This window comes from Psychromonas sp. (genome assembly GCF_047632955.1).
Lineage (GTDB): Bacteria > Pseudomonadota > Gammaproteobacteria > Enterobacterales > Psychromonadaceae > Psychromonas.
Genome location: NZ_JBLIED010000006.1, coordinates 67,255 through 93,042 on the forward strand (window position 1 = coordinate 67,255; position 25,788 = coordinate 93,042).

Here is a 25,788-nt window from a genome sequence, read left to right on the forward strand (position 1 = left end):
ACTCTATTTTAATTACATCTCAAGGATTTAAATGAACACTGATACACATGTTTCCAATCGATGGTCAAGTCGATACGCGTACGTTCTAGCTGCAACAGGTGCTGCAGTCGGACTTGGTAATATATGGAAATTTCCCTATATCATGGGCGAAAATGGAGGTGGAGCATTCGTTTTTGTTTACCTTTTATGCATATTTCTAATTGGTATTCCGGTGATGATGGCCGAGGTCGTTATTGGTAAACGCGGTCGCTCAACACCTGCTAATGCAATAGCACATGTTTCCACCGAGTCGGGTCATTCATCTCATTGGTCTATTGTCGGCACCATTGGCGTGTTGGCGGGTTTCTTAATCTTAAGCTTTTATGCTGTTATTGCCGGTTGGGCTGCTGCCTACGTGTTTTTTGCAGGCTCTGGCGAATTCAGTGCTGCTGCCGTTAATCAGGCTACCAATGCAGATGTAATCGGGGCTTTATTTACTGATTTGATCACCAGCGTGTCGCAACTTCTGATCTGGACAACGTTAACACTTGCTGCTGCGGTGTACGTTATTTCTAAAGGGGTTAAAAACGGCTTAGAGACGGCAATAACCTATTTAATGCCGTCTCTGTTAGTACTATTAGTCGGCATTATGCTTTACTCTGCCGTGGTGGGTGATTTTTCTGCTGCCTTTAGCTTTATGTTCCATGTTGATTTTTCTCAGCTTACTATTGAAGGCGCATTAGTGGCATTAGGTCATGCCTTTTTCACGCTTAGTTTAGCAATGGGTATTATGATGATTTACGGCGCCTATTTACCTAAAGGTGTTTCAATCGTTAAAACCTCTATTACGATTGCTGTCGCTGATACTGTGGTTGCGTTAATTGCAGGATTGGCTATTTATCCGATTGTATTTGCCCATGGTTTAGAGCCAAGTGCCGGACCCGGATTACTGTTCCAATCGATTCCTCTTGCCTTTGGTTCAATGCCTTTTGGTGATTTTGTCGGTACCCTGTTCTTTATCATGATCGTTTTTGCTGCATTTACATCGGTTATTGCACTGCTTGAATCGCCTACTGCATACCTTGCGGAACGACAAAAGATGAGCCGTACTAAAGCTGCTGTCATTGCCGGTGTTACGGTATGGATTTTAAGCTTATGTACTATCTACTCATTTGCCGGTGCGGAATGGACAAAACTGTCTTTTGGAATGGGCGGGGATATATTTGAATTTTTAGATTACATTACAGCTAATATTTTATTACCGCTTGGTGGCATCTTTATCTCAATCTTTGCCGGTTGGATAATCAAGCCTGAGATTTTAAGAGAAGAGTTTAATATGTCTGATAAAGCTTTCTCGCTTGTATTAATACTCTTACGTTATGTTGCTCCGCTAGGTATTCTACTTGTATTTGCTAATGCGATAGGTCTATTTAAGTAATCTCTGCGCAGACCATTTGAAGTTATCTTCGGTGGTTTAAATCTGCGCCAATAAAAAAACCGTTTAGGTAAAACTAAACGGTTTTTTATTTACACTCAAAAAAAAGCAACTCATTGAGTTGCTTTTTTATTTTAATTTGCAAACTAATCCACTTTTACGGCACGTAAAAGAACAAACTTTTTGTTCTCGCTAACCAGTTCACAGTTGCCGAAAATACGCTCTAGTTTATCCTGATAATCAAGATGGCGATTGCCAACGATCATTAATTCGCCGTCCTCGACTAAACAGAAATGCGCATCATTAAACATGCTCCAGGCAATCTGATCGGTGATTGTTTGCTGCTGATGAAAAGGAGGGTTGCATAAAATCAGGTCATAGGTGCGGGGTTTAAAACCCACTAAGCCATTATTAACCACAAACCGTGCATTTTCAGCTTGCTCTTCCGGCAAATTTTTATGCATGTTAATACGTGCAGAATCAATCGCCATGTAAGACTCATCAATAAAAGTGATTTGTGCTTTTGGATAAGCCTCTGCTGCCGCCATACCAATAATGCCGTTACCACAACCCAAGTCTACAATCTTAGCGAAATCACCTTCAGGCAGGTTGTCCATTAGGAAACGACCGCCAATATCTAAGTGATTGCGAGAAAATACGTTGGCATGGTTATGAATTTTCCACTCACGTTTTTCAACTTCCCAGGTGATTGCTATTTCTTTTTCAGGTACTTCTTTGGTTTCAGGTAAACTGAAAATTAAACGCGATTTCTTTTTCGCCAATGAGGTTTTGGTTGTACCGATATATTTTTCAAATAAATCTAGAGTAGAGTTATGAATCAGATTTACTTTACCGGCTGCAACAACGATAGTTCCAGGTGTGATCACAGCGTGTAATTTTTGTAAAATGTCTTCAAGGTATGAAAGTGTTTTAGGTATTTTAATCAATACAATTTTGACGTTTTCAGGATACGGTTGAAGGCTGTCCTGTAAAAGAACATTTTCTTCCGAGCAACGATTACGCTGCATATTCAGCTTGATTGAATTAATGGACAGGTAAGAGTCTGATACAGCCGTGCGTTGAAACGCTTGAAGGTAACAAGTTAGCGCGCCGAAGTTGTCATTAATAAGCAATATTTGTTCATTTTCACCGAGCTGATTTTGCAGTTCATTTTCAGTGAAGTGATTGATCAGGTATTCATCAGCAGAATCCCATGCTTGTAATGTTTCATTTTTTATTCTTGGGTGTCGATGCAGGACCAAATTTTGGTCCGCAATGTTGAGTGTTTCATTCATAGCATTTTGCCTAATGGAAATAGTTAAGTTACAATCGGCCATTTTAACTTGCTTAGACACTTTAGGTAAGTAATTTTATTCACTAGAAACCAAATAAATAGAGACCTATTTTGCTTGAAAAACTAAATGACTGGAAATGCCAAATTAGAATAGTGTTGATTTGCCTGCTGGCCGTCTTCTCTTTATCCGCTTGTGAAGGGATTTTTGGGTTCATGATCGATTATGACGGTGAAGATGATTGTGATACCGATACTACCTCGGTGAGCTTTAAAAAAGTCGCTTATTGGGATGGCGATGAAATGGAATACATGGATGACCCGGAGTACGATCAGCTAGATTATCTTATTTACGGTTATTTAGAGGTCAATGCCGATGGCAGTTTGGTGGCTTTTGACGATGATGAACAGGACGACTTTGAGGATATGATTGCAACAGCCCAAAGCGAGGGAGTCGACGTTTTTATTTCCATTGGTGGAGCTGATGCAGGCGACAGCAATTTTAATACTATTGCGGCATCTTCAACCCTGACCAATACTTTTGTAGATAACGTTATTGAGTTCGTTGAGGACTATGATCTGGATGGTGTTGATTTAAATTGGCAGACACCGGGTGATGATGATGAAGGCGAACTTTTTGAAGATCTTGTGGAAGACCTTTCCGATGCATTATGGGATGACAGTTATGAGTTTAGTATTTCGGTTATTTCAGGTGTAGGTGATGATGATGATATCGGTGATGTGATTGACAATACTGTATTTGATTATGTTGATTTCGTTAATGTCAGGGCTTTTGATACAGATAATAGCGATGATCTGCACTCCTCAATGGAAGATGCTGAAGATGCTATTGATTACTGGACTGGGCGGTGCTTGATTCAAAATAAATTAGTATTGGGTATTCCACTTTATTCCGCAGGGGATGCTGTTGATAGTTATAATGATATAGTCGATGAATCTACCAGCAATGCCTGCAAAGATGAGGATGATGACCGTAATTATAATGGTATTCCCACTGTCATTGAGAAAACTGAATATGCATTGAGTAATGCCGGTGGTGTGATGATGATGTCGCTGGAGCAAGACTCCTATGAGAATACCGATTATTTATTACTCGATGTTATCAATGAAACCGCTAACTATAATACCGTCAGTACCTGTGACTGATTGTTTTTCGGACGATAAGCTGCGCTAAAATACCAAGGCTGGTATTTTAGAGCGGCTTGAGTATAATGAGCGGCACTTTTATTCCTCTTAATTTGTAAGGTATTAACCGTATGCCCATTAAAACTGCTCTTTTAGAACGTAGCCACGCAGCCTGTGAACTATGTGCCAGCACCGCCGACTTGTCTGTTTTCGAGGTACCGCCGGTGGCTGAGCCTAACTCTGATAAATCAGTTTTAGTATGTGATACCTGTTTAGCCCAAATTGAAAAAAATACCGAGATGGACAGTAATCATTGGCGTTGCCTTAATGACAGTATGTGGAGTCAGGTACCGGCTGTGCAGGTACTGGCATTCCGACTCTTAACCAGACTCGCTAAAAGCGAAGGTTGGGCGCATGACTTGTTAGAAATGATGTACATGGAAGATGAAACAAAGGCATGGGCCGATTATAATGTTGCCGCAGATCAAATCGAAGAAGTTGCAGCGACACGTGATTCAAACGGCACCGTTCTGGTTGCAGGTGATAATATCACTTTAATTAAAGACCTTGATGTGAAAGGCAGTAGCTTTACCGCTAAACGCGGTACGCCGGTGCGTAATATCTCACTAACGGATAATCCGGAGCAAATTGAAGGCCGCGTAAATGGGGTTCGTATTGTTCTGTTAACCCAGTTTATCAAGAAAATGCCTGCCGGGCTTTAATACCAAATCCATTAATTTTTTTGTAAAATACTGCAGCACTAACAACAACAGCAAGGCGAATACAAACAGTTATTCGCCTTGCTGTTCTTATAGAAGTATTGCTATAGAAATTTATTTAAAGTACTTTCCAAAGCATCTTTTCTGCGGCCTTGATAGGCACCACCTGTTCATGGCCAAAATTCATTGACGCAGGCACATCCCAAGCTGATTTTTTAAGGGTAATAGTATCGCTGTTACGCGCAAGATTATAAAAATCAGGGCCGTTAAAACTGGCAAAGGCTTCCAACTTATCCAGTGCGTTTGCTTGTTCAAATACCTCTGCATATAACTCAATCGCCGCATGAGCTGTATAAGATCCCGCGCAACCGCAAGCCGCTTCCTTACGATGAAGGCCGTGTGGAGCTGAATCCGTCCCCAAAAAGAATTTTTTAGCGCCACTGGTTGCCGCTTTTATTAATGCCTGCTGGTGAATATTGCGTTTTAAAATAGGCAAACAATATAAGTGCGGACGTATCCCTCCCGCGAGCATATCATTACGGTTGAACATTAAATGGTGAGCGGTAATGGTTGCTGCAACATTGTCGCCGGCATTATTCACAAAGTCTACCGCATTGGCGGTGGTGATATGCTCGAGAACAATTTTCAGGTTCGGGTAGGCTGCCACTATCGGCGCAAGGACGGTCGTTAAAAAAACCTTCTCACGGTCAAAAATATCGATTTCACTGGCGGTAACTTCGCCGTGGATCAGTAGCAGCATGCCGACTTCCTGCATTGCCTGCAGCGCATCTTTGATTTTTTCAACCGAGGTGACGCCTGATTCTGAATTGGTGGTGGCGCCCGCGGGATATAACTTGGCGGCATAAATTTGCCCCGTAGCTTTGGCTTTTTTTATCTCATCGGCTGTGGTGCTGTCGGTTAAATAGAGGGTCATTAATGGACTGAAGCCTGCCTTGGGCTGCGCCGCAAAAATTCTTGCCTGATAAGCAAGTGCTAATGCGGTATCGGTTACCGGCGGCGCAAGGTTCGGCATGATAATCGCTCGACCCATATAACGACTGATGTCACGTACGGTATCTTTTAATACATCACCGTCTCGTAAGTGCACGTGCCAATCATCGGGGCGGGTTATTGTGATTGTTGTTGTCATTGATTATCTCCGTTAATTTTTAACTATTTTACAAGTATCAGGCTGTGAACTAAAGGTAATTTTAAATTTCATTGACCGGCAATTGTGCAGTTAACTGCGCATTTAACACTGCCTGTTAAAACAGCAGCAGGCATTGAGATTTGTGCATTGCAGCATTCAAAAATTTTAGATAATTGACCCACTCATATTAATATCGCTTATAAAGTACTCACTATTAAGTAAAAATAAACATTCTGTACCATACTGGGGTCAACTATTAAAAATAACAAAAGAGAAACTATGAGCCGTCTGGTGCAAATTATGACAGTTTTAATCATTCTATTAACCGGCAATACAGCCCAAGCGTCAGAGCGACAATGGTTAACTCAGTTTGATATGAGTGAGTATCAGAATAAAGTGGTCTACTTGGATTTTTGGGCATCATGGTGCGGTCCTTGCCGGGAATCTTTTCCGTGGTTAAATAAAATGCAGGATAAATACCGGAAGAAAGGGCTGGTTATTATTGCGGTCAATCTCGATAAAGATATAAACAAAGCTTATCAATTTATTGAAACCTTTCCCGCTTCCTTCCTGCTCTACTCTGACCCTAAAGGGATGCTCGCGCAAAAATATAAAATAACGGCCATGCCAAGCTCCTATCTTTTTTCTGCTAAAGGTGAACTGGCAGATAAGCATCTTGGTTTTAAACAAAACGATGTTTCCCGCTATGAAGCAAATATTGTCAAATTATTAGAACAGTTGGGTCGTTCCGCTCAATAAGGCATATGTGATTAACGGCGCTCACAACTGGTGCAACCGCGGCAGGCTGAGCGTGTTTTTTTATCTAAACGTCCGCGTTGAATTTTGCAGTAGGCATTTTTTAAAGCCCGGCGGCCGGAAAACCAGTCATCGGCCCCGCTGACAATTAAATTACCATTAAAACGTTTAAACAGCTGGTCACGGTACTGTTCGATAAAGCTGCGATCAAATCCTATTTCAAAATAGACTAAAGCTTCTTCAATAGTAGAAAATTGCTGCAGTTTTTGCTGCAGGCTATTTCCAGTTTTATTTTGTTTCACAAAGAATAACCCACCCAATAAAAAGAGATGCTGACCACCGCAAAGTGTGCCTTAGCAGGCAAGGATCACCTGTTAATAGTTTGCTTGTCGTTTATCAGCGGCCATTTGTTAAAGTTTCAAAGCCTGCTTTAAGACCGTTAAAAAACGTTCAATATCCATGCGGTTAATACCCAAGTGGGCGACTAAGCGCACAGGGTTGCCAGTACTGAATAAAATATCCTGCTCTTTTAAGGTAGCCTGTAATTTCTGCTGATCGATGGCCGGGTCAAGTTTGGCAAAAACCATATTGGTTTGTACCAACTCGGGATTGACCGTAAAACCTTCGATTAATGATAACTGCTCGGCTAGATAACGCGCATTCGCATGGTCTTCCGCTAATCGTGCTACATTTTCGGTTAAGGCATACTTGCCGGCCGCCGCCAAAATACCTACCTGGCGCATTCCGCCACCTAATACTTTACGCCAGCGACGCGCTTTGGCGATCAATTTCTTGTCACCTAATAATAAGGATCCGATAGGAGCGCCTAAGCCTTTTGATAAACAGATGCTCATGGAATCAAAATATTGACTGATTTCTTTAATATCAACCGCTAATGCAATGGCTGCGTTGTATACTCGAGCGCCGTCAAGGTGCATCTGCAGTGCATGAAGATTCACAAACGCGCGTGCCTGCTGCAGATAAGCGAGTGAAAGTACCTTGCCATTGATGGTATTTTCAAGACTTAACAGTGTTGTACGGGCAAAATGCGGATCGTCAGGTTTGATGGCCGAGCTGAGTTTTACAAATGACAGCGAACCATCATTTTCATTTTCGATTGGCTGTGGCTGAATCGACCCTAAAACCGCCGCGCCGCCGCCTTCAAATTTATAATTATGTGCTTGCTGTCCGCAAAGATATTCATCACCACGTTCACAGTGTGACATCAAGGCCAACAGGTTTGCCTGAGTACCGGAGCTGCAGAATATGGCCGCTTCAAAACCATGACGTTGTGCGGCCCATTGTTCTAAATCATTGACGGTGCAATCGTCACCATAAACGTCATCGCCGAGCGGGGCATTGATCATCGCCTGCAGCATAGCGGGCGATGGTAGGGTGACTGTATCCGAGCGAAAATCAATCATCAGTTATTTATTTCCTTTTTTATTATTCGTTTTGGTTCTTAGCCATTTTCCTGTGCCTGAATAATAGCGCAAATGAATGAGTTATAAACAACTGCAAGCGGCATTGCAGGAAAAAAATTAGTTTGTTTGAATGCCATTAAGTGGCAACCCTGGTTACTTTAATTGCAGTCTTTTAGCCAAACGATGCAGATTCCCCGTGTCGATTTGTAACTGCCTTGCCGCTGCCGCCCAGTTGTGGTTATTATCCTGATATGCTTGTTTGAGCATGCTCAGCTGTAGTGCATCCGTGGCTTCACGCAATCCCTGACGCAGATTTATTTGTAGATGGTCGGCACTATTTTGATGATCTTCACTATCTTGTTCGGAGTCATTTTCAACCTGTGCGTTAATAATAAAATGTTCAGCCAGTAGAACAATATAGCCACTTTTGGATTGTGATTTTGCAATCACCGCGGCGCGGTTGATGGCGTGCTCCAATTCGCGAATATTACCCGGCCAGGCGTAGTGTAAAAAAAGATGGATCACCTCGGGAGCGATACTGATATTGTTTATACCCAGTTTATTTTTAGATTTTTCGGCAAAAAAACCCGCCAATAATACCACGTCCTTAGCACGCTCCCGTAAAGGGGGAACGTGGATCGGAAAAACGCTGAGCCGGTGGTAAAGATCGGCACGAAAACGACCCGCTTTAACTTCTTCATGCAGCGCGCGGTTAGTGGCAGCAACAATACGCGTATTGACCTTAAGGCTGCGATCATCGCCGACTCGTTGTAAATCACCGTATTGCAGAACACGTAATAATTTTGCCTGTAACGACAACGGTAATTCACCGACTTCATCAAGAAAAAGCGTGCCGTTATCGGCGAGCTCAAATTTCCCCCGGCGATCACTTATTGCGCCGGTAAATGCCCCTTTTACATGACCAAAGAGTTCACTTTCGGCGACGCTTTCAGGCAAAGCCGCGCAGTTAAGATAAACCAGCGTTTGTTCATTTCGTAATGATTGCGCATGCAGCGACGCTGCCACTAATTCTTTACCAACGCCGGTTTCTCCGGTGATCAGCACCGAGAGATCGGTATTGGCAACGGCTTTTATTTGCGCCTGCAGCTCGGTCATGACCGCTGAGTTACCGATCATTTCAATGCTGTTTTTTTTGTCCGGGTTACTTAGCAGTTGTGATTGCGGAATAACACCAATTTGATTTTCTAATTTTTGTATTAACAGTGAGGTATACAGACTGGCCGCCGCGAGTGCATTAATAATACGCAGTTCAGCATCGGAGAATGTATCAAAGGCAGTGGGATCAAATGCATCAATGGTTAAGGCGCCAATTAATCGGTCATTGGCTAATAAGGGGAAACCAATACAGGAGTGGACCTGTAATTCTCCTTCATGATTGGGGATCAAACCGTCATAGGGATCAGCTAACTGACTATCGGCAGGAAAGCGCACAATATCACCGGCTCTTGCGATTGCTTCTAAACGCGGGTGTTCTTCAATACTAAATCGCCGCCCGAGGACCTCCTCGGCTAATCCATCCATGGCCAAAGGAGAGAACTGCTGTTCTTTGAAAACTAAGAGCGCGGACGCATCACAATTAAATAATTTACGAATAGTGGTCAACAGGCGCCTAAAACGATCCGCACTGGAGACGCCTAGGGTGAGATCAAGTGCCAGTTGGGTCAGTTCATCATGTGCATTTTTCATTTTATTAATTTTTCCAGTGCAAGGGGTTGTGGCGGTGTCTTTTTGACAATTGTATTGTTAAATTGACTTTACTTGATAACTGTCAATATGACAAGTATAAATGTCTTGTAAAACATAAATACTTTAATAACAATCACTTACGTTTTTGGCATGGTAAATGCTATATCTTATATATAAAGCAACTTATGTTAATCAAAATACAAGGTATTATTATGACAATTCATGTTAAAAACAATATTCACTGGGTAGGTCAACGCGATTGGGAAGTTCAGGAGTTTCACGGTACTGAGTATAAAGTAACCAAGGGAACAAGTTATAACAGTTATTTAATTCGTGAAGAAAAAATCGTCTTAGTTGATACCGTTGCAGAGAGTTTTAGTCTGCAATTTATACAGAATTTAGAAATGGAAATCGATCTTAACGACATCGATTATATTGTCACCAATCACGCTGAAGAAGATCATTCCGGCGCATTAGCAGCATTAATGGCTAAAATCCCGAATACTCCAATATATTGTACTGAAAATGCCATTGATTCTATCGTGGGGATCCATCACCATCCCGAATGGAAATTCCGGACCGTAAAAACCGGTGATAGTTTAGACCTCGGTAATGGCAAACAACTTGTCTTTATTGAAACACCAATGCTGCATTGGCCCGATAGTATGATGACTTATATGACCGGCGATGCGGTATTATTCAGTAATGATGCCTTTGGTCAACATTATTGTGATGAGCATCTGTTTAATGATGAAGTTGATCAGAATGAACTGATGGATCAATGTCAGCGTTATTACGCCAATATATTAACGCCCTTTAGTCCTCTAGTGACAGCAAAAATAAAAGAGGTGCTTAGCTTTAATCTGCCCGTTGATATGATTGCCACGGCGCACGGTGTTGTTTGGCGAGATAATCCGACCCAAATCATTCATAAATATTTAGAGTGGGCCGATGCTTATCAGGAAGATCGTATTACTATTTTCTATGACTCTATGTCTAATAATACGCGCATGATGGCCGATGCTATTGCTCAGGGTATTCATGATATTGACCCCGCAGTAGCGGTTAAAGTCTTTAACGTTGCACGTCAAGATAAGAATGACATAATAACCAGTGCATTCCGCTCAAAAGGGATATTAGTCGGCTCTTCCACCATGAATAATGTCATGATGCCTAAGGTGGCGGGTATGTTGGAAGAGATCAGCGGTCTGCGCTTTAAAAATAAAAAAGCGGCTGCATTTGGCAGTTATGGTTGGAATGGCGGAGCGGTTGACCGAATTCATACGCGTTTGATGGATGCCGGTTTTGACACGTCGATTTCTCTGAAAACTAAATGGCGGCCCGATGGTAAAGCGATGCTTGAATGCCGTGAACATGGCCGTATTATTGCTAAAAACTGGGCACTGCATCCTTTAGATAACATGGAACCCCTGGTGATAAAACCCTTAGAAGCGCAATCAGCCCCTGCTGCCGTCACAACGGCAACTACCGAGCAATCGCAGAATGTTGCGCCTGCCGAAAATATTCAAGCAGTTGCGCCCATGGCAAATGAAAAATCAACGCCCGCAGATGCGCAGCAAAAAATGTTATGTACCGTGTGTAACTGGGTATACGATCCCGCTATTGGTGAACCCAATCAGGGTGTCGAGCCAAATACTGCCTGGGCTGATGTACCGGAGTATTTCCTCTGTCCTGAATGTGCAATGGGGAAAGACGTATTTGAACCCATTAAAGCGGTAAAAGCATCATGAACGCGCCAATCTTTATTATCGGCAGTGGTTTTGCCGCTTATCAGCTTATTAAAACCATACGCCGCACTGACCAGCAGCAGGAAATTCATGTTTTTACCCATGATCAGGGACACGATTATAATAAACCCGATCTCAGCCATGCATTTTCGAAACAGCAGTCCTGCGCTGACTTGATCCGCATGAGCGGAGAAGAATTTGCCAAGGAGTATCAAGTCTCTCTGCATGCGTTTACCGCTGTATCGGCAATAAACCCTCAACAGCAAACTATTTCTGTCGATGGTGAAAGCTTACATTATTCAAAACTGGTACTGGCAACCGGTGCCAGGGCCATTATTCCCAGTATGCAGGGGGATGCGGTTGACCAGGTACTGACACTCAATGGTCTGCGGGAGTTCGAAGCTTCGCAATTGAAAATTCAACAGGCTAAGTCAGTACTGGTTATTGGTGGCGGTTTGATTGGTACCGAGCTGGCAATGGATTTAGACAGTAGTGGGAAAAAGGTCATTATTGCCGATCCCTGTACGTCGCTGATGTCAGCAATGCTGCCGGAATTTATTGCACTGCAGCTGCAAAAAAGTCTGCTTAAATCGGGAAGCGTACTTGCTCTGGGGGATACGGTTAAATCCTTAACTAAATCAGAGTTAGGCATTAATGTCCTATTAAATTCGGGACAACAATATCAGGTAGATTGTGTTATTTCTGCCGCCGGACTGCGGCCTAATATTGCGCTGGCCAAACAGGCTGAGCTGCAGACTAATAAAGGAATAGTGGTCAATCTGCAGCTGCAGACGTCGGAGAAAAACATTTATGCGTTAGGGGACTGCGCCGAAATTAACGGTAAAGTAATGGCTTATCTGCAGCCTATTCTGCTCAGTGCAAATGCTCTGGCAAAAACGTTATTAGCGCAGCAAACTACATTAAAACTGCCGGCCATGCTGATCAAAGTTAAAACACCTAAATTGCCGATGCAGATGGCAGGACAGACGGTGGTTGGTGTTGATAGTTGGCAAATTGATATCGATGCCGAGGGTTGCTCTGTTAAATCCTATGACAGTGATAAAAAGTTAATTGGTTTTATTGTGACTGAGCAACATATGAGCAAAGCTTTCCCGATGATGCGCGAATTACCCGCCAGCTTATAACGGAAAAGGAGACAGTGAATGCATGAACTACCTGATGGTTTAATTAAAGGCACAGTCACAGATCGCATTGACTGGACTGACACTGTGTTCAGTCTCAGGGTGAATGCGCCTATTAATGATTATGTTGCGGGGCAATTTACTAAATTGGCACTGCAGAATGAAGCCGGTGAGTGGATTCGCCGTGCTTATTCACTAGTGAACAGTCCAAACCATAAAAACGGTCGCCAGGAAATGGAGTTTTTGCTTATTACCGATCCCGATGGCGAATTAAGCCCGCGCTTAAATGCGTTAAACAGAGATGATCCCATTTATGTGGGTCGAATGGCTAGCGGCTTTATGACCCTGAATGAAATACCTGATTCGATGACCGACCTATGGTTACTGTCGACAGGCACCGCAATTGGCCCGTTCCTGGCGATTTTAGATGAGCTGCAGACACAATCAAGATTCACTAATATCGTCCTGGTGCATGCGGTCAGAAGAGCAGACGAATTAGTCTATCAAAGCAAAATACAGGCATTAAAAGAGCGTTATCAGGGCAAGTTACGTTATGTTCCTGTGCTATCAAGGGAGTCCTGTGCTGGGGTATTAAAGGGCAGAATACCGCAATTATTACAATCTGGTGAGCTACTTAGAAAAGCACAGATAAAATTGACGGCGGAGAACAGTTTTTTCTATCTCTGCGGTAATCCGAGCATGGTGCGCGATACCAGTGAGGCGTTAGTGAATATGGGTTACCGTAAGCACCTGCGCAGAAAGTCCGGTCACTTCAGTTCAGAAAATTATTGGTAAAAATTTATCGTTAATACAACTATATTATTAATTTAAGGAGTTACTTATGAGTCATTTACGTATTCCAGCTAACTGGGAAATTCAACGTTCAACCCCGTTCTTTACTAAAGATAATGTCCCTGCTGCATTGCTGTCTCACCATAATACGGCTGCAGATGTCTTTGGCCAGCTATGCGTCATGGAAGGGGTGGTCACCTATTACGGTTTTGCAGATGCGAAGGCTACTGTGCCGGAAATAAAAGTAGTGATTAAGGCCGGACAGTTTGCAACCAGTCCGCCACAATATTGGCATCGTGTTGAAATGAGTGACGATGCGCAGTTTAATCTCAATTTCTGGGCGGCTAAGGACCTGCGCGATAAACCTATGTTCAATGCCAAAAAATAAGCTTATTGGTTTTTACTAAAGCTGGTTATTATGTTTTACCAGAAAATCTAACAGCTGTTCACTGCTTAAGGGTTTTGAAAACAGATAACCCTGTCCAAAATCACATCCCGCGGCTGTTAATAAGTCTCTTTGTGATTTTGTTTCAATGCCCTCGGCAATCACCTTTATGCCCAATCGATGAGCCATAATAATGATTGCTTCACACATGGTCAGCGCTTCATTACCTTCGCTAATATTCATCACAAATGTTTGGTCAATTTTCACATAATGGCTGTTGAGCTCCTGTAAATAGGATAAAGAGGAGTAACCCGTACCAAAATCATCAAGGGCTAACTGCATACCCACGCCTTTTAAGGTTGATAACCGCGTCTGCGTGAATTGACCGGCATGCATTTTTAACCCTTCGGTTATTTCTATCAATAAGGCACTGCCGCTTACGTTGACATTGAACAGTTGGGTGGGCCAATTTTCCATCTCACTTTCAGGAGAAGAAAACTGTACGGGCGAAATATTAAGCGCAATTTGAAAATCTTTATTAACAGTTTGTCTAAGTAACTTCACCTGTTCTAATGCGGTGCTGAATATCCATTTACCTAACGGATTGATCAACCGGGTTTCTTCAGCAAGGGGGATAAAGTCAACGGGTTTTATGGTGCCTTTAGTTGGGTGTAACCAGCGGATTAATGCTTCTGCTTTCTCTATTTTACCCGTTTGTAAATCAATAATAGGCTGGTAAAAAAGTGTAAATTGTTGCTTTTCAATTGCGTCGTGTAAGTTTTTGATTAAATCAGTACGCAAAAGGGCTGCCGCCTGCATTGCCGGCGTGAAAAAATAATAACGGTTACGGCCCTGCGTTTTGGCGGTATACATTGCTTGATCCGCAGATTTTAATAGATCTTTGAGACAGAGGTTATCGTGTGGATACAAAGCAATGCCGATGCTGGCCGTTACTTGAATACTGTTATGCTCCAGATGGTAAACCTGAGCTAAAGATTCAAGTATATTACGGGTGATAAGATTGACGTCGGAGAGATCCTTTATATCACTCAATAACACCACAAACTCATCCCCCCCCAAGCGCGCCACGGTATCGACCTTCCTGACCGCGGAGGTCAGACGCCGGGCAACTTCAATTAACAGCTCGTCTCCGATCGCATGACCCAAAGCATCATTGACCTCTTTAAAGAGATCGATATCCAGTAACAGCATTGCTAACATGCTATTACGCCGATCAGATCGTGCAATCTCTTTTTCTATTCGGTCTTTTAATATGGCTCTGTTTGGTAAGCGGGTGAGGGGATCAAAATTGGCCTGCTGCCAAATAAGTTTATGCGCTTCTTTACTCGCGGTAATATCCGTGAAAATTGCCACATAATGATCCACGCCTGCGGTTTCGTTATAAACAGTATCTATGGTTAATAACTGGCTAAACAGTTGACCATTTTTGCGCCTATTTTCAATTTCTCCCTGCCAGTGGCCAGTGGTCTTTATTTGTTCCCACATTTCTCTGTAAAGATTTTTATTATGACCACCTGAACACAATTTTGAGAAACTCTGCCCGATAATTTCTTCCTGTGAATATTGGGTCAACCGAGAAAATGCCTGATTAGTATCTAAAATGAACCCGTTTGCATCAGTTATCGCCATGCCTTCACTGCTATTTATATATACCGATGCCGCTAGCTGAGTCGCTTGTTCATTATTTTTGCGCAGTGTTATATCGTTTAGTTTGATTTCATTTGCAGCTTCATTTGCAAATAACCGGGATTTTAGTGTAGTTGTAAAAATAATAGCCACCTTATTTTTATAAATCCTCATTGATTATTGAGGATGAGAGCCCATAAACTATTTTTTATTTTGAAAAATTACGCATAAAACATGAAGCATTTCTATTTTATTAATAATAGGCTTAATTCTGGTAATTGCTTATAGGATCTGCTCTGTTTTAACAATCTTATTGATAAAATATCTGACCTCAAATAGATTGTATTTTGATAAGCGAAGTACTTGTTGATGATTCTAATTTAGCAGATGGCAAGTTCATTATTTTTCTGTCAGGCAAACGGAGTTAGGGAAGTTATTTTAATGCTTTAATTCAAAAAATCATTTATCATAAGAGGATCAAAAACTTATCAGCTTTTTAGCTCAATAATTGGCATTTAAGTAAGTGGGAATTAAGTCATTGGTACGATGGTTTTAACTATTCTGGCTGAGCAAATGGTTTGAATAATAAGATGTTAGTAGTAAGCAAGGAAGCCCGGATTAATTTTAACCTGATAAGAGGTTTAAATTAATGTGATTGATATGATATCGCGTTTAATTATTATAATGGCACTATTTGGATATTCTATGAAGAAAAGTTTAACTTATCAACAATTAGAAGCTCGAGTTGAGTTATTGGAAAAAAACCTTACGGAGTCCAAATCTTTAATAAAAGAATCAGTAAAAGATGCTCATTTTTTGCACACCTTGGCTAATGCTATTCCTATTCCGATGTTTTTTAAAGATACGCAGGGCATCTACAGAAGTTGTAATGACAGCTTTGCAGAGGTCATTTTCGGTGTCAGCAAAGACAAAATAATGAACAAAACACTGTTTGATTTAGGACAATACATACCCGCTGTATCGGCTCAGATATATCACGCTAAAGATCAATATTTACTTGAAAACCCGGGTAAGCTGGTGTTTCAATCATCGGTAAATTGTGCCGATGGTTTAGTGCGAATTTATCTGTTTCACAAAGCCTCGGTGAATAATCTGCAACAAGATGTGATAGGCACAGTAGGGGTGATGCTTGATGTGACTGAATTAGAAAATCAGAAGCAGGCATTACAAGAAAAAACGCAACAATTAGAAGAGCATTCGGTTACCGATCCATTAACCGGATTGTATAACAGGCGAAAATTTAACGATATATTTGCAACCAGCTTAAGCATTGCAAAGCGGCAAACACGGTTATTAAATTTTGCCATTATTGATGTTGATAATTTCAAAAATTATAATGATAATTATGGCCATTTGGCGGGTGATAATGCCCTGATTTTATTATCTCGTTTTCTGGAAAAATGTTTATTGCGTGCCGATGATTATATCTTCAGATTAGGTGGAGAAGAGTTCGGTTTGTTGTTTTACAGCAATGATGAGGTGAACGGTCGGGAATTTGCCGATCATATTCGTCAGGGCGTAGAAAATTTAGCGATTGAGCATGTGCAAAATGAAAACTATCAATTTTTAACGATTTCGCTCGGCATAGTGACTATTAAACATAACAGTAAAAGTATGTTAACGATTTATGAGCAGGCAGATAATTTAATGTACCAGGCTAAAAACAGCGGCAGAAATAAAATCTTAAGCCTGGTTATTTAGCCCTCTTTCGAGTACGCGTATTTTCTTTTGTAGCTTTTCATCGCTCGATATATAGTTTATCAGTGGCGGGCGGTTAAGAATCGGTCTACTTTACGACCCGGCAACAGGCAAACGCAGTAATACCTCAACCCCCAAGCCATCCGCTCTGTTTTTGATTATTATTTCCCCTCGATGAAACTCTGCAATCATTTTTACTATAAATAAGCCTAACCCCAGATGGGTTTTATCCTGCGATTTTTTGGTGCGTACAGAAACCATTGAGTTTAACAGTTGATCGGTCATATTGTCCGGTAATAGCGGACCTCGGTTACTGACCAGCAGACAAGCAAAACCTCCTTCTTTTTTGAGTGTTATTTCAATGGCATTTTCGGTGTCGCTAAACTCCATCGCATTGGTGATTAATTTATCAAACAGCTGCACAATAAAATCAGGGTCAGCAACAATCTGCAGGGTTTGCTGAGGTTGTGATAATTGAAACTGAAAGGCCGGGTAGGTCATTTGATAACCCTGCACGCAGCCATTAACCAGATCATTAAATATAACCTGCTGTTGTTCCGCATGCTGCAGACTTTGCTCAATGCGTGTTGCTTCACTCATACTGGTTAAAATACGATTAAGGCGTTTAATACCCTGCTGTGAGCGCTTAATATATTTTTTGTTGTCTTCATTTTGTGGTAATAAAGCAAGATTTTCTAATGAGGAACGTACGATCGCAACCGGGGTGTGCAATTCATGGGATAAACGCGGTGCAAGCTGCTCTAAATAATGATGATATTGGCCGAGACGGTTAACCATTTCTGCCAAACCCCGGGATAAGTCACCAATTTCATCCGTTGAACACGATGCTGAAAAGGGGGTTGAAATACGCCCTTGTGAATCAATAGCGTTATCTGCCTGATTGCGTAATGTTCGAATACGGCGCGCGATATTCGAGGCAAATATAAACAGTACTAAGACGCCAATAAAAATGATACTGATCAGCATATTAAAGAGTTTCTCAAAGGCTTTATTACGCAGTGCCAGAATACCGTTGGTAGTCTCTTCGGCAACCACAACTCCCATCACCTGATTACCGACCAGAACCGGATAAGCGGCTGATAAAATCATCGCTTTTTTGTCTTTACTGACCCGCCAGCTTGATTGTAACTGACCGGTTAAGGCCTGCTCAATAAACTGACTGTTTAAACGCGTTGCATCTTTTAAGTCATCGATGAAGGCGCCGTCGGGCGGGGATAGAATAAGTGCGTAGAGAGGGGTAAGTAACTTGGATAGCCATCTGCTCCACTGAGACTCCGGTGGTGCCTGAAGCGAGGCCCAGGCACCATCAGCCTGAAGTATATCGCCGCTTTCAGCGATCACCCGTTGATGGCGATCAACCACCCAGATTTTTGATTTTGTATGGCTCATTCCTTTTAATATGCGTTTAATTTCTGGCGAAGGGACTAATACCGTGCCCAGCTCGGCTAAATCGTCGGTATTTGATGTTGAGATAATGTTGTCCACTCGGTGTGTGTTGGGATTGGATACATTATGCAGCGCAAAGCCTAATTTATTACCCAGCATGTCCAGTGGCAAACGCAATTCGATGGTGTAACCGGAAGCGCTTAATTTCCAAAATCCCTGAATGCGCTTTTCGCGTGGTAACTGCTTAATATCAGCGCCTAAGCCGGGCATCAGATACGCGTTAAACCAGCCGCTTTTGTAGACCGAGACAATATAACGCTGTAGCAGACCTTGAGGACTGGACAGCGCAATGATCAGATGATCGTTTTGATCCAACCGAGGCGCATGAATGTCTCTAAAAACGGGTTTTTTATCAATTACTTGCAAATAAGCGTATAAATAGCCGTTACGTTTACCCAATTGATGGGTAAAGGAGATCGGGTTTTTAGTGTTTTTATCGGTTTGGAAACGGACCTGTTTCTGCCCGTAAAAAAGACTCTGCTGCTGACCTCCCTGCCAATCATTTAACAAACCGTCAATATTGATAGCCTGTTCAAGCTGATAGGCATATAAATCTTTACCGGCATCAAGCTCATTCACGAAACTGGCTTGTGCATTAAACAGCTCGGGCCGCTCATGCAGGGCGGTTGCCACGGCTTGGGTTGTGCCAATCAGGGTCTGCTCCTGCCCCTGGCGCAGAAAATTTTCCATTTCCTGCAAATATTGATAACCAAACCAGGGTAAGATCAATAGTGAGCTGGATAACAGAATGATTTTGGTGCGTAATCCGAGTATCAGCTTTTTCACGCGTTTGCTTCTGCGGAAATATCCCAACGATAACCCATGCCGTAGAGCGCGGTGATCTCATTAAAATTTGCATCCAAGCAGAGGAACTTTTTGCGAATTCGCTTGATATGGGAGGTGATGGTATTGTCGTCAACAACCATTCTTGCATCCTGCATCAATTGTTGCCTGTTACGCACTATTCCTGGCCGATTTGCCAACGCATGAACAATCCAAAATTCCGTGACCGTAAAATCCAGACTTTGTCCTGTCCAGCAGATCTGCATTTTATCGTTATCAATGGATAATAAACCACGCGTTAATATGCGCTTCTGGTCCGTGGGTTTTTGCTGTAAATCAATGCGCCGAAATAGCGCACTGATCCGCACCATTAAATGCTCCAATCCAATATCCTTGCTTAAATAATCATCGGCTCCCATTCGCAAACCGGAAATAGTATCAAAATCATTATCGCGTGCGGTTAAAAAAATGATAGGCACGCTTTGTGAAAGCTGACGTAATGCCTGACAAAGTGTAAATCCTCCCTCATATTCATTGCCCAAGCCAATATCAATAATGGCTAAATCCGGTAAACGGATCTCAAAGGCGGCAATAGCCGTCAGTCGATTCGCATAGGTATCCACCTGATAACCTTGTTTATTCATTAAATCTGCATAATTTTCTCTGATTGATTTTTCATCTTCGACAATCGCAATTCGTTTCATATTTATATCTTGCTGAGCAGCTGAAGGAAAACTCAGTATATATGAAAAATGCTCAGGCAAAAGGGCGGGGCAGCGATTGCCATTTTTTGAACATCATTGATCATCCTTTTGCCTTTTTTTAAACCTTAAAAGGACATAACACTCTGCTTAAATAAGAGCATCAAAAAAAGTGAAGAAAGTAATTTATTAACAAACGAGAGGATAAAAGAGAATGAACACGACTAAGAAATCAATTTCACAAAAATCCACCATCAGTATTGTGATCATATCGGTCATTACCGGCGGGATAATTGCATTACAGGATCATTTTAATAAGGGCTATCTGGCAGAGCAAAGTCACACTTACCGAATCCATGACCCGATTCCGCTTGCTCCGTTAAAAACCATTCCCTTAGCCGCGCCAGTGTCTGCTCCGTCCAGGCTTATGCATGATGACATTCAACTGCTAAGCCAAGAGAGGATTTTATTTGACCTTGCGTCAGCTCAAATAAAACCTGCCTATTTTAGCGCCTTAAGCGTTACCGCGCAGCGCATAAAAATGGCCGCAAAGTCTAAACAGAGTATCTGGCAAATTGTCGGGCACGCGGATCAAAGCGGCTCGGCTGAATTTAATCTCCAACTTGCTGCGCAACGCGCTCAGGCTGTCGCGGATTTCTTGCTGGATAAGGGCGTGCAGGCAGCGCAATTATCGGTTCTTTCCCTAGGTGAAAGCGCGCCTTTAAAATTTACTCAAACCCGCGCCAGCAACCGCCGTGTTGAAGTTCACCCTTATCAAGCACAAGTGGCGGCATTAGCAAAACAGTTAAGCCGATCAATAACCCCCGCTGAGCGCCATCCGCTAAACCTTGAACAGTTACAGCAGCCGTTATCGGAACAGGCGTTGACAGCTGCTACGAATCTTTCGTTTGAACAAAATCCGTTCCTTACTATGAGATCTGCGGTCATTAATTTTTAATTTTAATCAGAAAATAAAGGACGCTTTATGAGACATTTCAAACCACCAGAGACATGCCACAAATATTTCACCGGACAGCGCCTTAGAATGCTTTTATTGCTCTTTATGGTATTACTGTCCAGTCAGTTGTCGGGTAATGAACTGCCTGCGCATGGGCAGGAACTGCAGATTATCATCCATTCCAGAACTTTGCCTGCCGCTGAGCAAAATAGATCTTTGCAAACTTCACAAACTCTGCAAAGCCGTGCTAATCAATCGGCGCTGCTAGGGGGAAATACTATGGCCTTGGCGGAAGCCAGTTTTGGCCGTGATTTAAACTCCAAAATAGGATTTTGGTTGCTGCTTGTTGCTGCGACATTTTGGATTATTGAGCGTCATTTTATTCATCTTAAAAGAGCTAATCCGTGGCAGGGAGGAGTAAATGAGATATATAAAAGCTAGCCAAAAAAACAGCAGCAGAAGGCTCAGCCTTTACCATAAAGTACTGTTGATGATTACTCTGATTGCCATCTGTTTTTTTGCTCCGGGTATCTATCAACAGGGTAAAGCGATGCTTGCGCAGCGCTTACTGAGCATTGCCTGGGTCTCTCAACTGGAGGATGGGAAACCCCATAAACCCTGGCCATGGGCAGACAGCGGCCCTATCGCGGAGCTAAGTATTGCCGGGCAAGCCCCTTTAATGGTGCTCAAAGGTGCGAGCGCGAATCATTTGACCCTTGCACCTGCGTGGATGGTGTCAAGTAGCGCTTTTGGGCAAGCCGGCAACAGTGTAGTTGTGGCACATAATGATAGCTATTTTAAGCAGCTTAAGGAGGTGCAGTTAAACAGCTTGTTAACGCTGCATAGCTATCCAAATTTACCATATAACTATCAGGTGATGGTCACAAAAAGGGTCAATGAAAAAAAGTTGTCAGTATTGGCTGTAAACGATCAGGAGATACTAACCTTGACCACCTGTTATCCCTTTACCAGCCGTCTTATCAACCGTGGGTTATGTTATGTGGTGATTGCAAAAAGAATTAAACAGCCTTCTGCTGATATTAATTTAGCATGGTTAAATAAACAATTTAAAAATTAAACTGTTATTGCCCTGTAGGCGCAATAACAGGCGATCTGATTTATTTTTTACACTATTTCAATACTATAACAATACTATAACAAGACTATTTGTATGCTAAGGGCGCTGACTGGCAACCTCTTCCAGCACGCTGCCTCGCGCATTACTGGGCGGGGTAACAGACATTAAGGTCGCAAGTGTTGCGGCGATATCCACGGGATGAACGCGGCGGTCAATACGCTGCGCTTTTAAGTTTGCGCCCGCAAATAAAATCGGCACATAGGTATCATAAGACCAGGGCGAGCCGTTCATTACCGCATCCTCGTTTGTTTCTTGTAATAACCAATAGGGCGCTTGTGCGATATAAATATCACCGGCGCGCTGTGCATGAAAATTGCGTTTAATTTGCTGAGCAATCGGGTTATCCGTTAATGCGGGTAAACCGCTTTTAGCCACTGAAAATCCGATCCCCTCGAGATCATTTAAAGCCTTGGCAATGTGCGTTGCGACATTTTTAAGGGTCAGCTTGGTAAGTTTTATTTTAGTCTCATCCAGATAGATAAACGGGCGGATAAAAGCTTTAACAACACCCTCAATACCAAACTCTTTTTTGCCGATGGCATTGGCTGCTGCAGAAATTTCGTCACTGCTGATTTGCCCCGCAGGAAAACCCAACTCGGTAATGTACTCGGCGGCCTCGGGCATGCCATGATCCGCGGATAATACAATCAAAGTATTTTCCAGACCAATCTGCTTATCAATAAATTGTAATAAGTCCGCGAGGGTTTTATCCAGATGTGCAATGATATCTTCACTTTCTAAGCTTGAAGGGCCAAACAGATGATTGCTGGTATCTAAACTTGAAAAACTGACCGACAAATAATCTGTGGGTATTCTTGAGCCTAAGGTTTCATTGGCAATTAACGCTTTGGCAAAGTCCGCCACTAATTCATCTCCCGCCGGGCCGGCCGTTAACAAGGTGCTAAAAAGCGGCTTGTCTAAATCCCCGTAGGGATGTGGAAATGTTCTGCTAAACCCATTTAAATCAACTTCATAGGGACGGTCATCTTGCTCGGAAAAGAGATACTGCTCTCTGTTATTACTCAGTTCCCAGCTTGTCTGGGCATAACGGTTTGGCAATTTTTGAGCATTCCATTGGGAAACCCACTCAGGGTAGCTATCATAATAATAAGTGGAAGAAACCATGTTAGCGGTCGCGCCTGAAAACCAAAATGCTTTGCCCATATGCCCGGACATCAAAATGGCAGCATAATCTTTAGCTGATACAGCAAACACTCGGGATCGACCCGCTGTATTTATAAAGAGCTGATCAGAAAAGGTCGTCGCAAGCATCGCTTTTGGAGAGCGGCCGCTAATGCGCTCTTGACTGACAGCTTGGTTATCGGGCAATAAATCCGTGACGGCTAAAAGCGGGGAGTTAATATCTTCAACATTATTAACTTGTTTGCCGCTATCGGGATCTAACCAGATATTGCCAATCATGCCGTGATCGGCCGGATAAGATCCGCTCGCCAGCGTTGCATGACCAACCACACTGTCGGTATTTGCATGAGAGTAATGCGCATTTGCATAATAAACCCCATGATCCAATAAATAACGGAAACCGTGAACACCATAATGGTGTTTATAACGGGTCAGTAAATCACCGCGAAATCCGTCCACGGTAATTTGCAGCACCAATTTAATCTGCTCATTAGCATTAGCTGCACTGATCAAAAATAAACTGTTTAGCAACAAAATAAATGCCAATAAGAACAGCCTATTATACTTTTTCATATTATTTTTTCCTAAAGAAGGTCACTGTTGATATCTGCGTATTTTAGCTTAGGTCATCAAAATCATAATGGAAATAAATACAAAAACCGCCACTGCGCAAGCAAATTAAGAAATTGATCTTTAATCCTATCTATTCAAGCTGCTTTGTTGGTTTAAATGGTTAAATATTTTCGCTTACAGGAACGGTGGTTTTTACCTGAAAACACCGTTATTTTGCCGATGCCATTTTGCATACTCATTTCCCGGTAACGGGCGGGATATTATATAACCCTGCGCCAGATCACAGCCGATATTTTTAAGAAAATCATATTTTTGTTTGTCATCTATACCCTCTGCAATGGTCTTAATATGCATTTTATGGGCCATGCTAATCGCCATGTCTACAATAGAAATGGCAGATTTATCAGTCGGCAATCTACCCACAAAGGATTGATCAATTTTAATAAATGAAACCGGGAGTTGGTGCAGATATTGTAATGAGGAATACCCCGTACCAAAATCATCAATTGAAAGTGTAATTTTTGCTTCAGAAAGTTTATTCAGCTCAACAATAGCGCGTTGTGTATCGAGCATCAGGGCGCCCTCGGTGATTTCCAACTCTAATTGCTCACCGCCTAAACCGTGATACTCAAGAAGAAAAAACACAACATTGCTGAAGTCTGACTGTAATAGATTATGTGCCGAAATATTGACCGCAACTGGAATGTTTATGCCAGATTTTTTCCACAATACCATTTGTATCATTGCCTCATTCAACACATAAAAAGTTATCTGGTTGATCAGCGTGCTTTCCTCCGCACGTGGAATAAAGATGCCGGGAGGTATATTGCCTTTTTGCGGGTGGTTCCAGCGCAGTAGAGCCTCTACGCTATGCACCGCACCGGTTGAAATGACTACCTTGGGCTGATAATGAAGGGCAAGCTGCTTGTTGGTCAGTGCATTTTGTAATTCACCCTGCATAATAATATTTTCTCTGCTGGTGGTAGCAATGGCAGGTGTGAAACTGATGTGATCACAGGCTTTATAACATGCTTCCGCCAGAGCACTCTCCGCCTTTTGCAGAGAACGTTCAGGCGGTTCATTACAATCTATGAGGACGGTTGATCCCATTCTTATATCAAGATGGATAGGGATTTCTTCAAACAGGATAGGCTCTCTAAAAACCGTGGAAAGCTCATCAAAAAAATGTTGATCTTCCCAATTAGATGAAAGCCTTACCAACACCCCCAGTTGCGCTGTATTGATACGGAATACAGAGAGTATTTGCGGGGTTTTCTTTTGCAGACGCTTGAGCAATTGTACAATTGCGTTATCAACGATACTAAAACCAAATACGGGTAATAATTCTTTTTCATTTTCAATAGAGATAAGCGCAAAAATATAAGCGTTCGATTGGTCATACAATATTTCTTTTAACTTTTCGAACAATGCAGCCCGGTTAGGTAAACCGGAAAAGGGATCATGATGTGCAAGCCATTTTATATGTCGAAGATAAGATCTGACGCTATCAGTTGTCGCGCCGCAGATAAATCCTATCAGGATAAAAAAACCACAGCGAAAAAGCCAATCAAGCATGGCTTGCGCCTCACCGGTGCTGACCTCAAGCGGCATGAGAGGTCCTAATACCAGCCCGGCAAGCAGCCCAATTAAGACACCGCCTCTTATACCAAATACCATGCCGGCTATTAATATAGGTATGTACATGGTGTGCGCATAAACATATTTACTACCGCCGGTCATATATACCAGTGTATAGACGCCAGTCACGAGAAGCACAATGATAGGCAACATAAGCGGTTCAATACGCCTATGATGCTTTTTTATCCATACATATAATTTTTTATCCATACATATAATTTTTTATCATCCATGCGCTCTTCCTGTATAAACTCACGGTCTGCTAGTTATACTGACACATTGTCACTTAAGTTAATAACATTTATACCCTTTAAATATTTAAAAACAAATAGTTAAAATCAAAAAAG

General features: G+C 42.3%; 22 protein-coding genes. 12 read left to right on the plus strand and 10 right to left on the minus strand.

Going from position 1 to position 25,788, the window contains the following annotated elements:
• Positions 1-31: 31 nt before the first annotated feature.
• Positions 32-1,417: a sodium-dependent transporter gene (locus ACJAZP_RS06335; RefSeq protein ID WP_415229896.1), complete on the plus strand. Its 1,386-nt coding sequence runs from the start codon at positions 32-34 to the stop codon at positions 1,415-1,417.
• Positions 1,418-1,560: 143 nt separating this feature from the next.
• Here ACJAZP_RS06335 and ACJAZP_RS06340 read toward each other — a convergent pair whose 3' ends face one another.
• Entirely contained in the window at positions 1,561-2,709 is a 1,149-nt protein-coding gene (locus ACJAZP_RS06340; protein WP_415229897.1) for a methyltransferase, read from the minus strand.
• Between the two features lie 110 nt (positions 2,710-2,819).
• On the opposite strand from ACJAZP_RS06340, the gene ACJAZP_RS06345 reads away from it, so the two are divergent.
• On the plus strand, positions 2,820-3,872 hold the full coding sequence (locus tag ACJAZP_RS06345) for a glycoside hydrolase family 18 protein (RefSeq protein ID WP_415229898.1): 1,053 nt from the start codon (positions 2,820-2,822) through the stop codon (positions 3,870-3,872).
• Between the two features lie 110 nt (positions 3,873-3,982).
• The gene (locus tag ACJAZP_RS06350; protein WP_415229899.1) at positions 3,983-4,573 is read left to right on the plus strand and encodes a PhnA domain-containing protein; all 591 of its coding nucleotides are present in this window, start codon (positions 3,983-3,985) and stop codon (positions 4,571-4,573) included.
• Positions 4,574-4,688: 115 nt separating this feature from the next.
• Here the strand turns inward: ACJAZP_RS06350 and pyrC are convergent, their stop codons facing one another.
• The gene (pyrC, locus tag ACJAZP_RS06355; RefSeq protein WP_415229900.1) at positions 4,689-5,720 is read right to left on the minus strand and encodes a dihydroorotase; all 1,032 of its coding nucleotides are present in this window, start codon (positions 5,718-5,720) and stop codon (positions 4,689-4,691) included.
• A 300-nt stretch (positions 5,721-6,020) separates the two neighbouring features.
• Between pyrC and ACJAZP_RS06360 the strand changes: the two genes are divergently transcribed.
• Positions 6,021-6,479, plus strand: coding sequence for a TlpA disulfide reductase family protein (locus ACJAZP_RS06360; protein WP_415229901.1), 459 nt, complete (start codon positions 6,021-6,023; stop codon positions 6,477-6,479).
• A gap of 11 nt (positions 6,480-6,490) precedes the next feature.
• Here ACJAZP_RS06360 and ACJAZP_RS06365 read toward each other — a convergent pair whose 3' ends face one another.
• From ACJAZP_RS06365 to norR, 3 genes are all read right to left on the minus strand, one after another.
• On the minus strand, positions 6,491-6,778 hold the full coding sequence (locus tag ACJAZP_RS06365) for a nitrogen fixation protein NifW (protein ID WP_415229902.1): 288 nt from the start codon (positions 6,776-6,778) through the stop codon (positions 6,491-6,493).
• A 108-nt stretch (positions 6,779-6,886) separates the two neighbouring features.
• Positions 6,887-7,900: a low-specificity L-threonine aldolase gene (gene ltaE / locus ACJAZP_RS06370; RefSeq protein ID WP_415229903.1), complete on the minus strand. Its 1,014-nt coding sequence runs from the start codon at positions 7,898-7,900 to the stop codon at positions 6,887-6,889.
• A 153-nt stretch (positions 7,901-8,053) separates the two neighbouring features.
• Entirely contained in the window at positions 8,054-9,607 is a 1,554-nt protein-coding gene (norR, locus tag ACJAZP_RS06375; protein WP_415229904.1) for a nitric oxide reductase transcriptional regulator NorR, read from the minus strand.
• A gap of 212 nt (positions 9,608-9,819) precedes the next feature.
• Here norR and norV point away from each other — a divergent pair, with 212 nt between their 5' ends.
• The 4 genes from norV to ACJAZP_RS06395 are packed head-to-tail and all read left to right on the plus strand — an operon-like array spanning position 9,820 to position 13,677.
• Entirely contained in the window at positions 9,820-11,358 is a 1,539-nt protein-coding gene (gene norV, locus ACJAZP_RS06380; RefSeq protein ID WP_415229905.1) for an anaerobic nitric oxide reductase flavorubredoxin, read from the plus strand.
• Positions 11,355-12,500, plus strand: a complete 1,146-nt coding sequence (gene norW, locus ACJAZP_RS06385; protein ID WP_415229906.1) for an NADH:flavorubredoxin reductase NorW — start codon at positions 11,355-11,357, stop codon at positions 12,498-12,500. Before norV ends, norW begins: the two co-directional genes overlap by 4 nt.
• 18 nt (positions 12,501-12,518) lie before the next feature.
• Positions 12,519-13,292 (plus strand): ferredoxin--NADP reductase, encoded by a 774-nt coding sequence (locus tag ACJAZP_RS06390; protein WP_415229907.1) that lies wholly within the window; start codon positions 12,519-12,521, stop codon positions 13,290-13,292.
• 46 nt (positions 13,293-13,338) lie between these two features.
• Complete coding sequence (locus ACJAZP_RS06395) at positions 13,339-13,677, plus strand: DUF1971 domain-containing protein (RefSeq protein ID WP_415229908.1); 339 nt, start codon at positions 13,339-13,341, stop codon at positions 13,675-13,677.
• 15 nt (positions 13,678-13,692) lie between these two features.
• Here ACJAZP_RS06395 and ACJAZP_RS06400 read toward each other — a convergent pair whose 3' ends face one another.
• Positions 13,693-15,474, minus strand: a complete 1,782-nt coding sequence (locus tag ACJAZP_RS06400) for a putative bifunctional diguanylate cyclase/phosphodiesterase (protein ID WP_415229909.1) — start codon at positions 15,472-15,474, stop codon at positions 13,693-13,695.
• 552 nt (positions 15,475-16,026) lie between these two features.
• On the opposite strand from ACJAZP_RS06400, the gene ACJAZP_RS06405 reads away from it, so the two are divergent.
• Positions 16,027-17,043: a diguanylate cyclase domain-containing protein gene (locus tag ACJAZP_RS06405; protein ID WP_415229910.1), complete on the plus strand. Its 1,017-nt coding sequence runs from the start codon at positions 16,027-16,029 to the stop codon at positions 17,041-17,043.
• A gap of 90 nt (positions 17,044-17,133) precedes the next feature.
• On the opposite strand, the gene pdsS is transcribed toward ACJAZP_RS06405, so the two are convergent.
• Together pdsS and pdsR are read right to left on the minus strand one after the other, a co-directional pair.
• Entirely contained in the window at positions 17,134-19,293 is a 2,160-nt protein-coding gene (pdsS, locus tag ACJAZP_RS06410; protein ID WP_415229911.1) for a proteobacterial dedicated sortase system histidine kinase, read from the minus strand.
• A complete protein-coding gene (gene pdsR / locus ACJAZP_RS06415; RefSeq protein WP_415229912.1) occupies positions 19,290-19,994 on the minus strand; it encodes a proteobacterial dedicated sortase system response regulator in 705 nt (234 codons plus the stop codon). Before pdsR ends, pdsS begins: the two co-directional genes overlap by 4 nt.
• Positions 19,995-20,205: 211 nt before the next feature.
• On the opposite strand from pdsR, the gene ACJAZP_RS06420 reads away from it, so the two are divergent.
• Genes ACJAZP_RS06420 through ACJAZP_RS06430 form a run of 3 tightly spaced genes read left to right on the plus strand, consistent with a single transcriptional unit; the run spans position 20,206 to position 22,027 of the window.
• Positions 20,206-20,949 (plus strand): OmpA family protein, encoded by a 744-nt coding sequence (locus ACJAZP_RS06420; RefSeq protein ID WP_415229913.1) that lies wholly within the window; start codon positions 20,206-20,208, stop codon positions 20,947-20,949.
• A gap of 27 nt (positions 20,950-20,976) precedes the next feature.
• Complete coding sequence (locus ACJAZP_RS06425; RefSeq protein WP_415229914.1) at positions 20,977-21,390, plus strand: hypothetical protein; 414 nt, start codon at positions 20,977-20,979, stop codon at positions 21,388-21,390.
• Positions 21,371-22,027 carry a sortase domain-bontaining protein gene (locus ACJAZP_RS06430; RefSeq protein ID WP_415229915.1) on the plus strand — a complete coding sequence of 219 codons (657 nt, stop codon included), beginning with the start codon at positions 21,371-21,373 and terminating at the stop codon, positions 22,025-22,027. Before ACJAZP_RS06425 ends, ACJAZP_RS06430 begins: the two co-directional genes overlap by 20 nt.
• A gap of 96 nt (positions 22,028-22,123) precedes the next feature.
• Here the strand turns inward: ACJAZP_RS06430 and ACJAZP_RS06435 are convergent, their stop codons facing one another.
• The gene (locus tag ACJAZP_RS06435; RefSeq protein WP_415229916.1) at positions 22,124-23,803 is read right to left on the minus strand and encodes an alkaline phosphatase family protein; all 1,680 of its coding nucleotides are present in this window, start codon (positions 23,801-23,803) and stop codon (positions 22,124-22,126) included.
• Between the two features lie 192 nt (positions 23,804-23,995).
• On the minus strand, positions 23,996-25,651 hold the full coding sequence (locus tag ACJAZP_RS06440; protein ID WP_415229917.1) for a putative bifunctional diguanylate cyclase/phosphodiesterase: 1,656 nt from the start codon (positions 25,649-25,651) through the stop codon (positions 23,996-23,998).
• Positions 25,652-25,788: the final 137 nt, after the last annotated feature.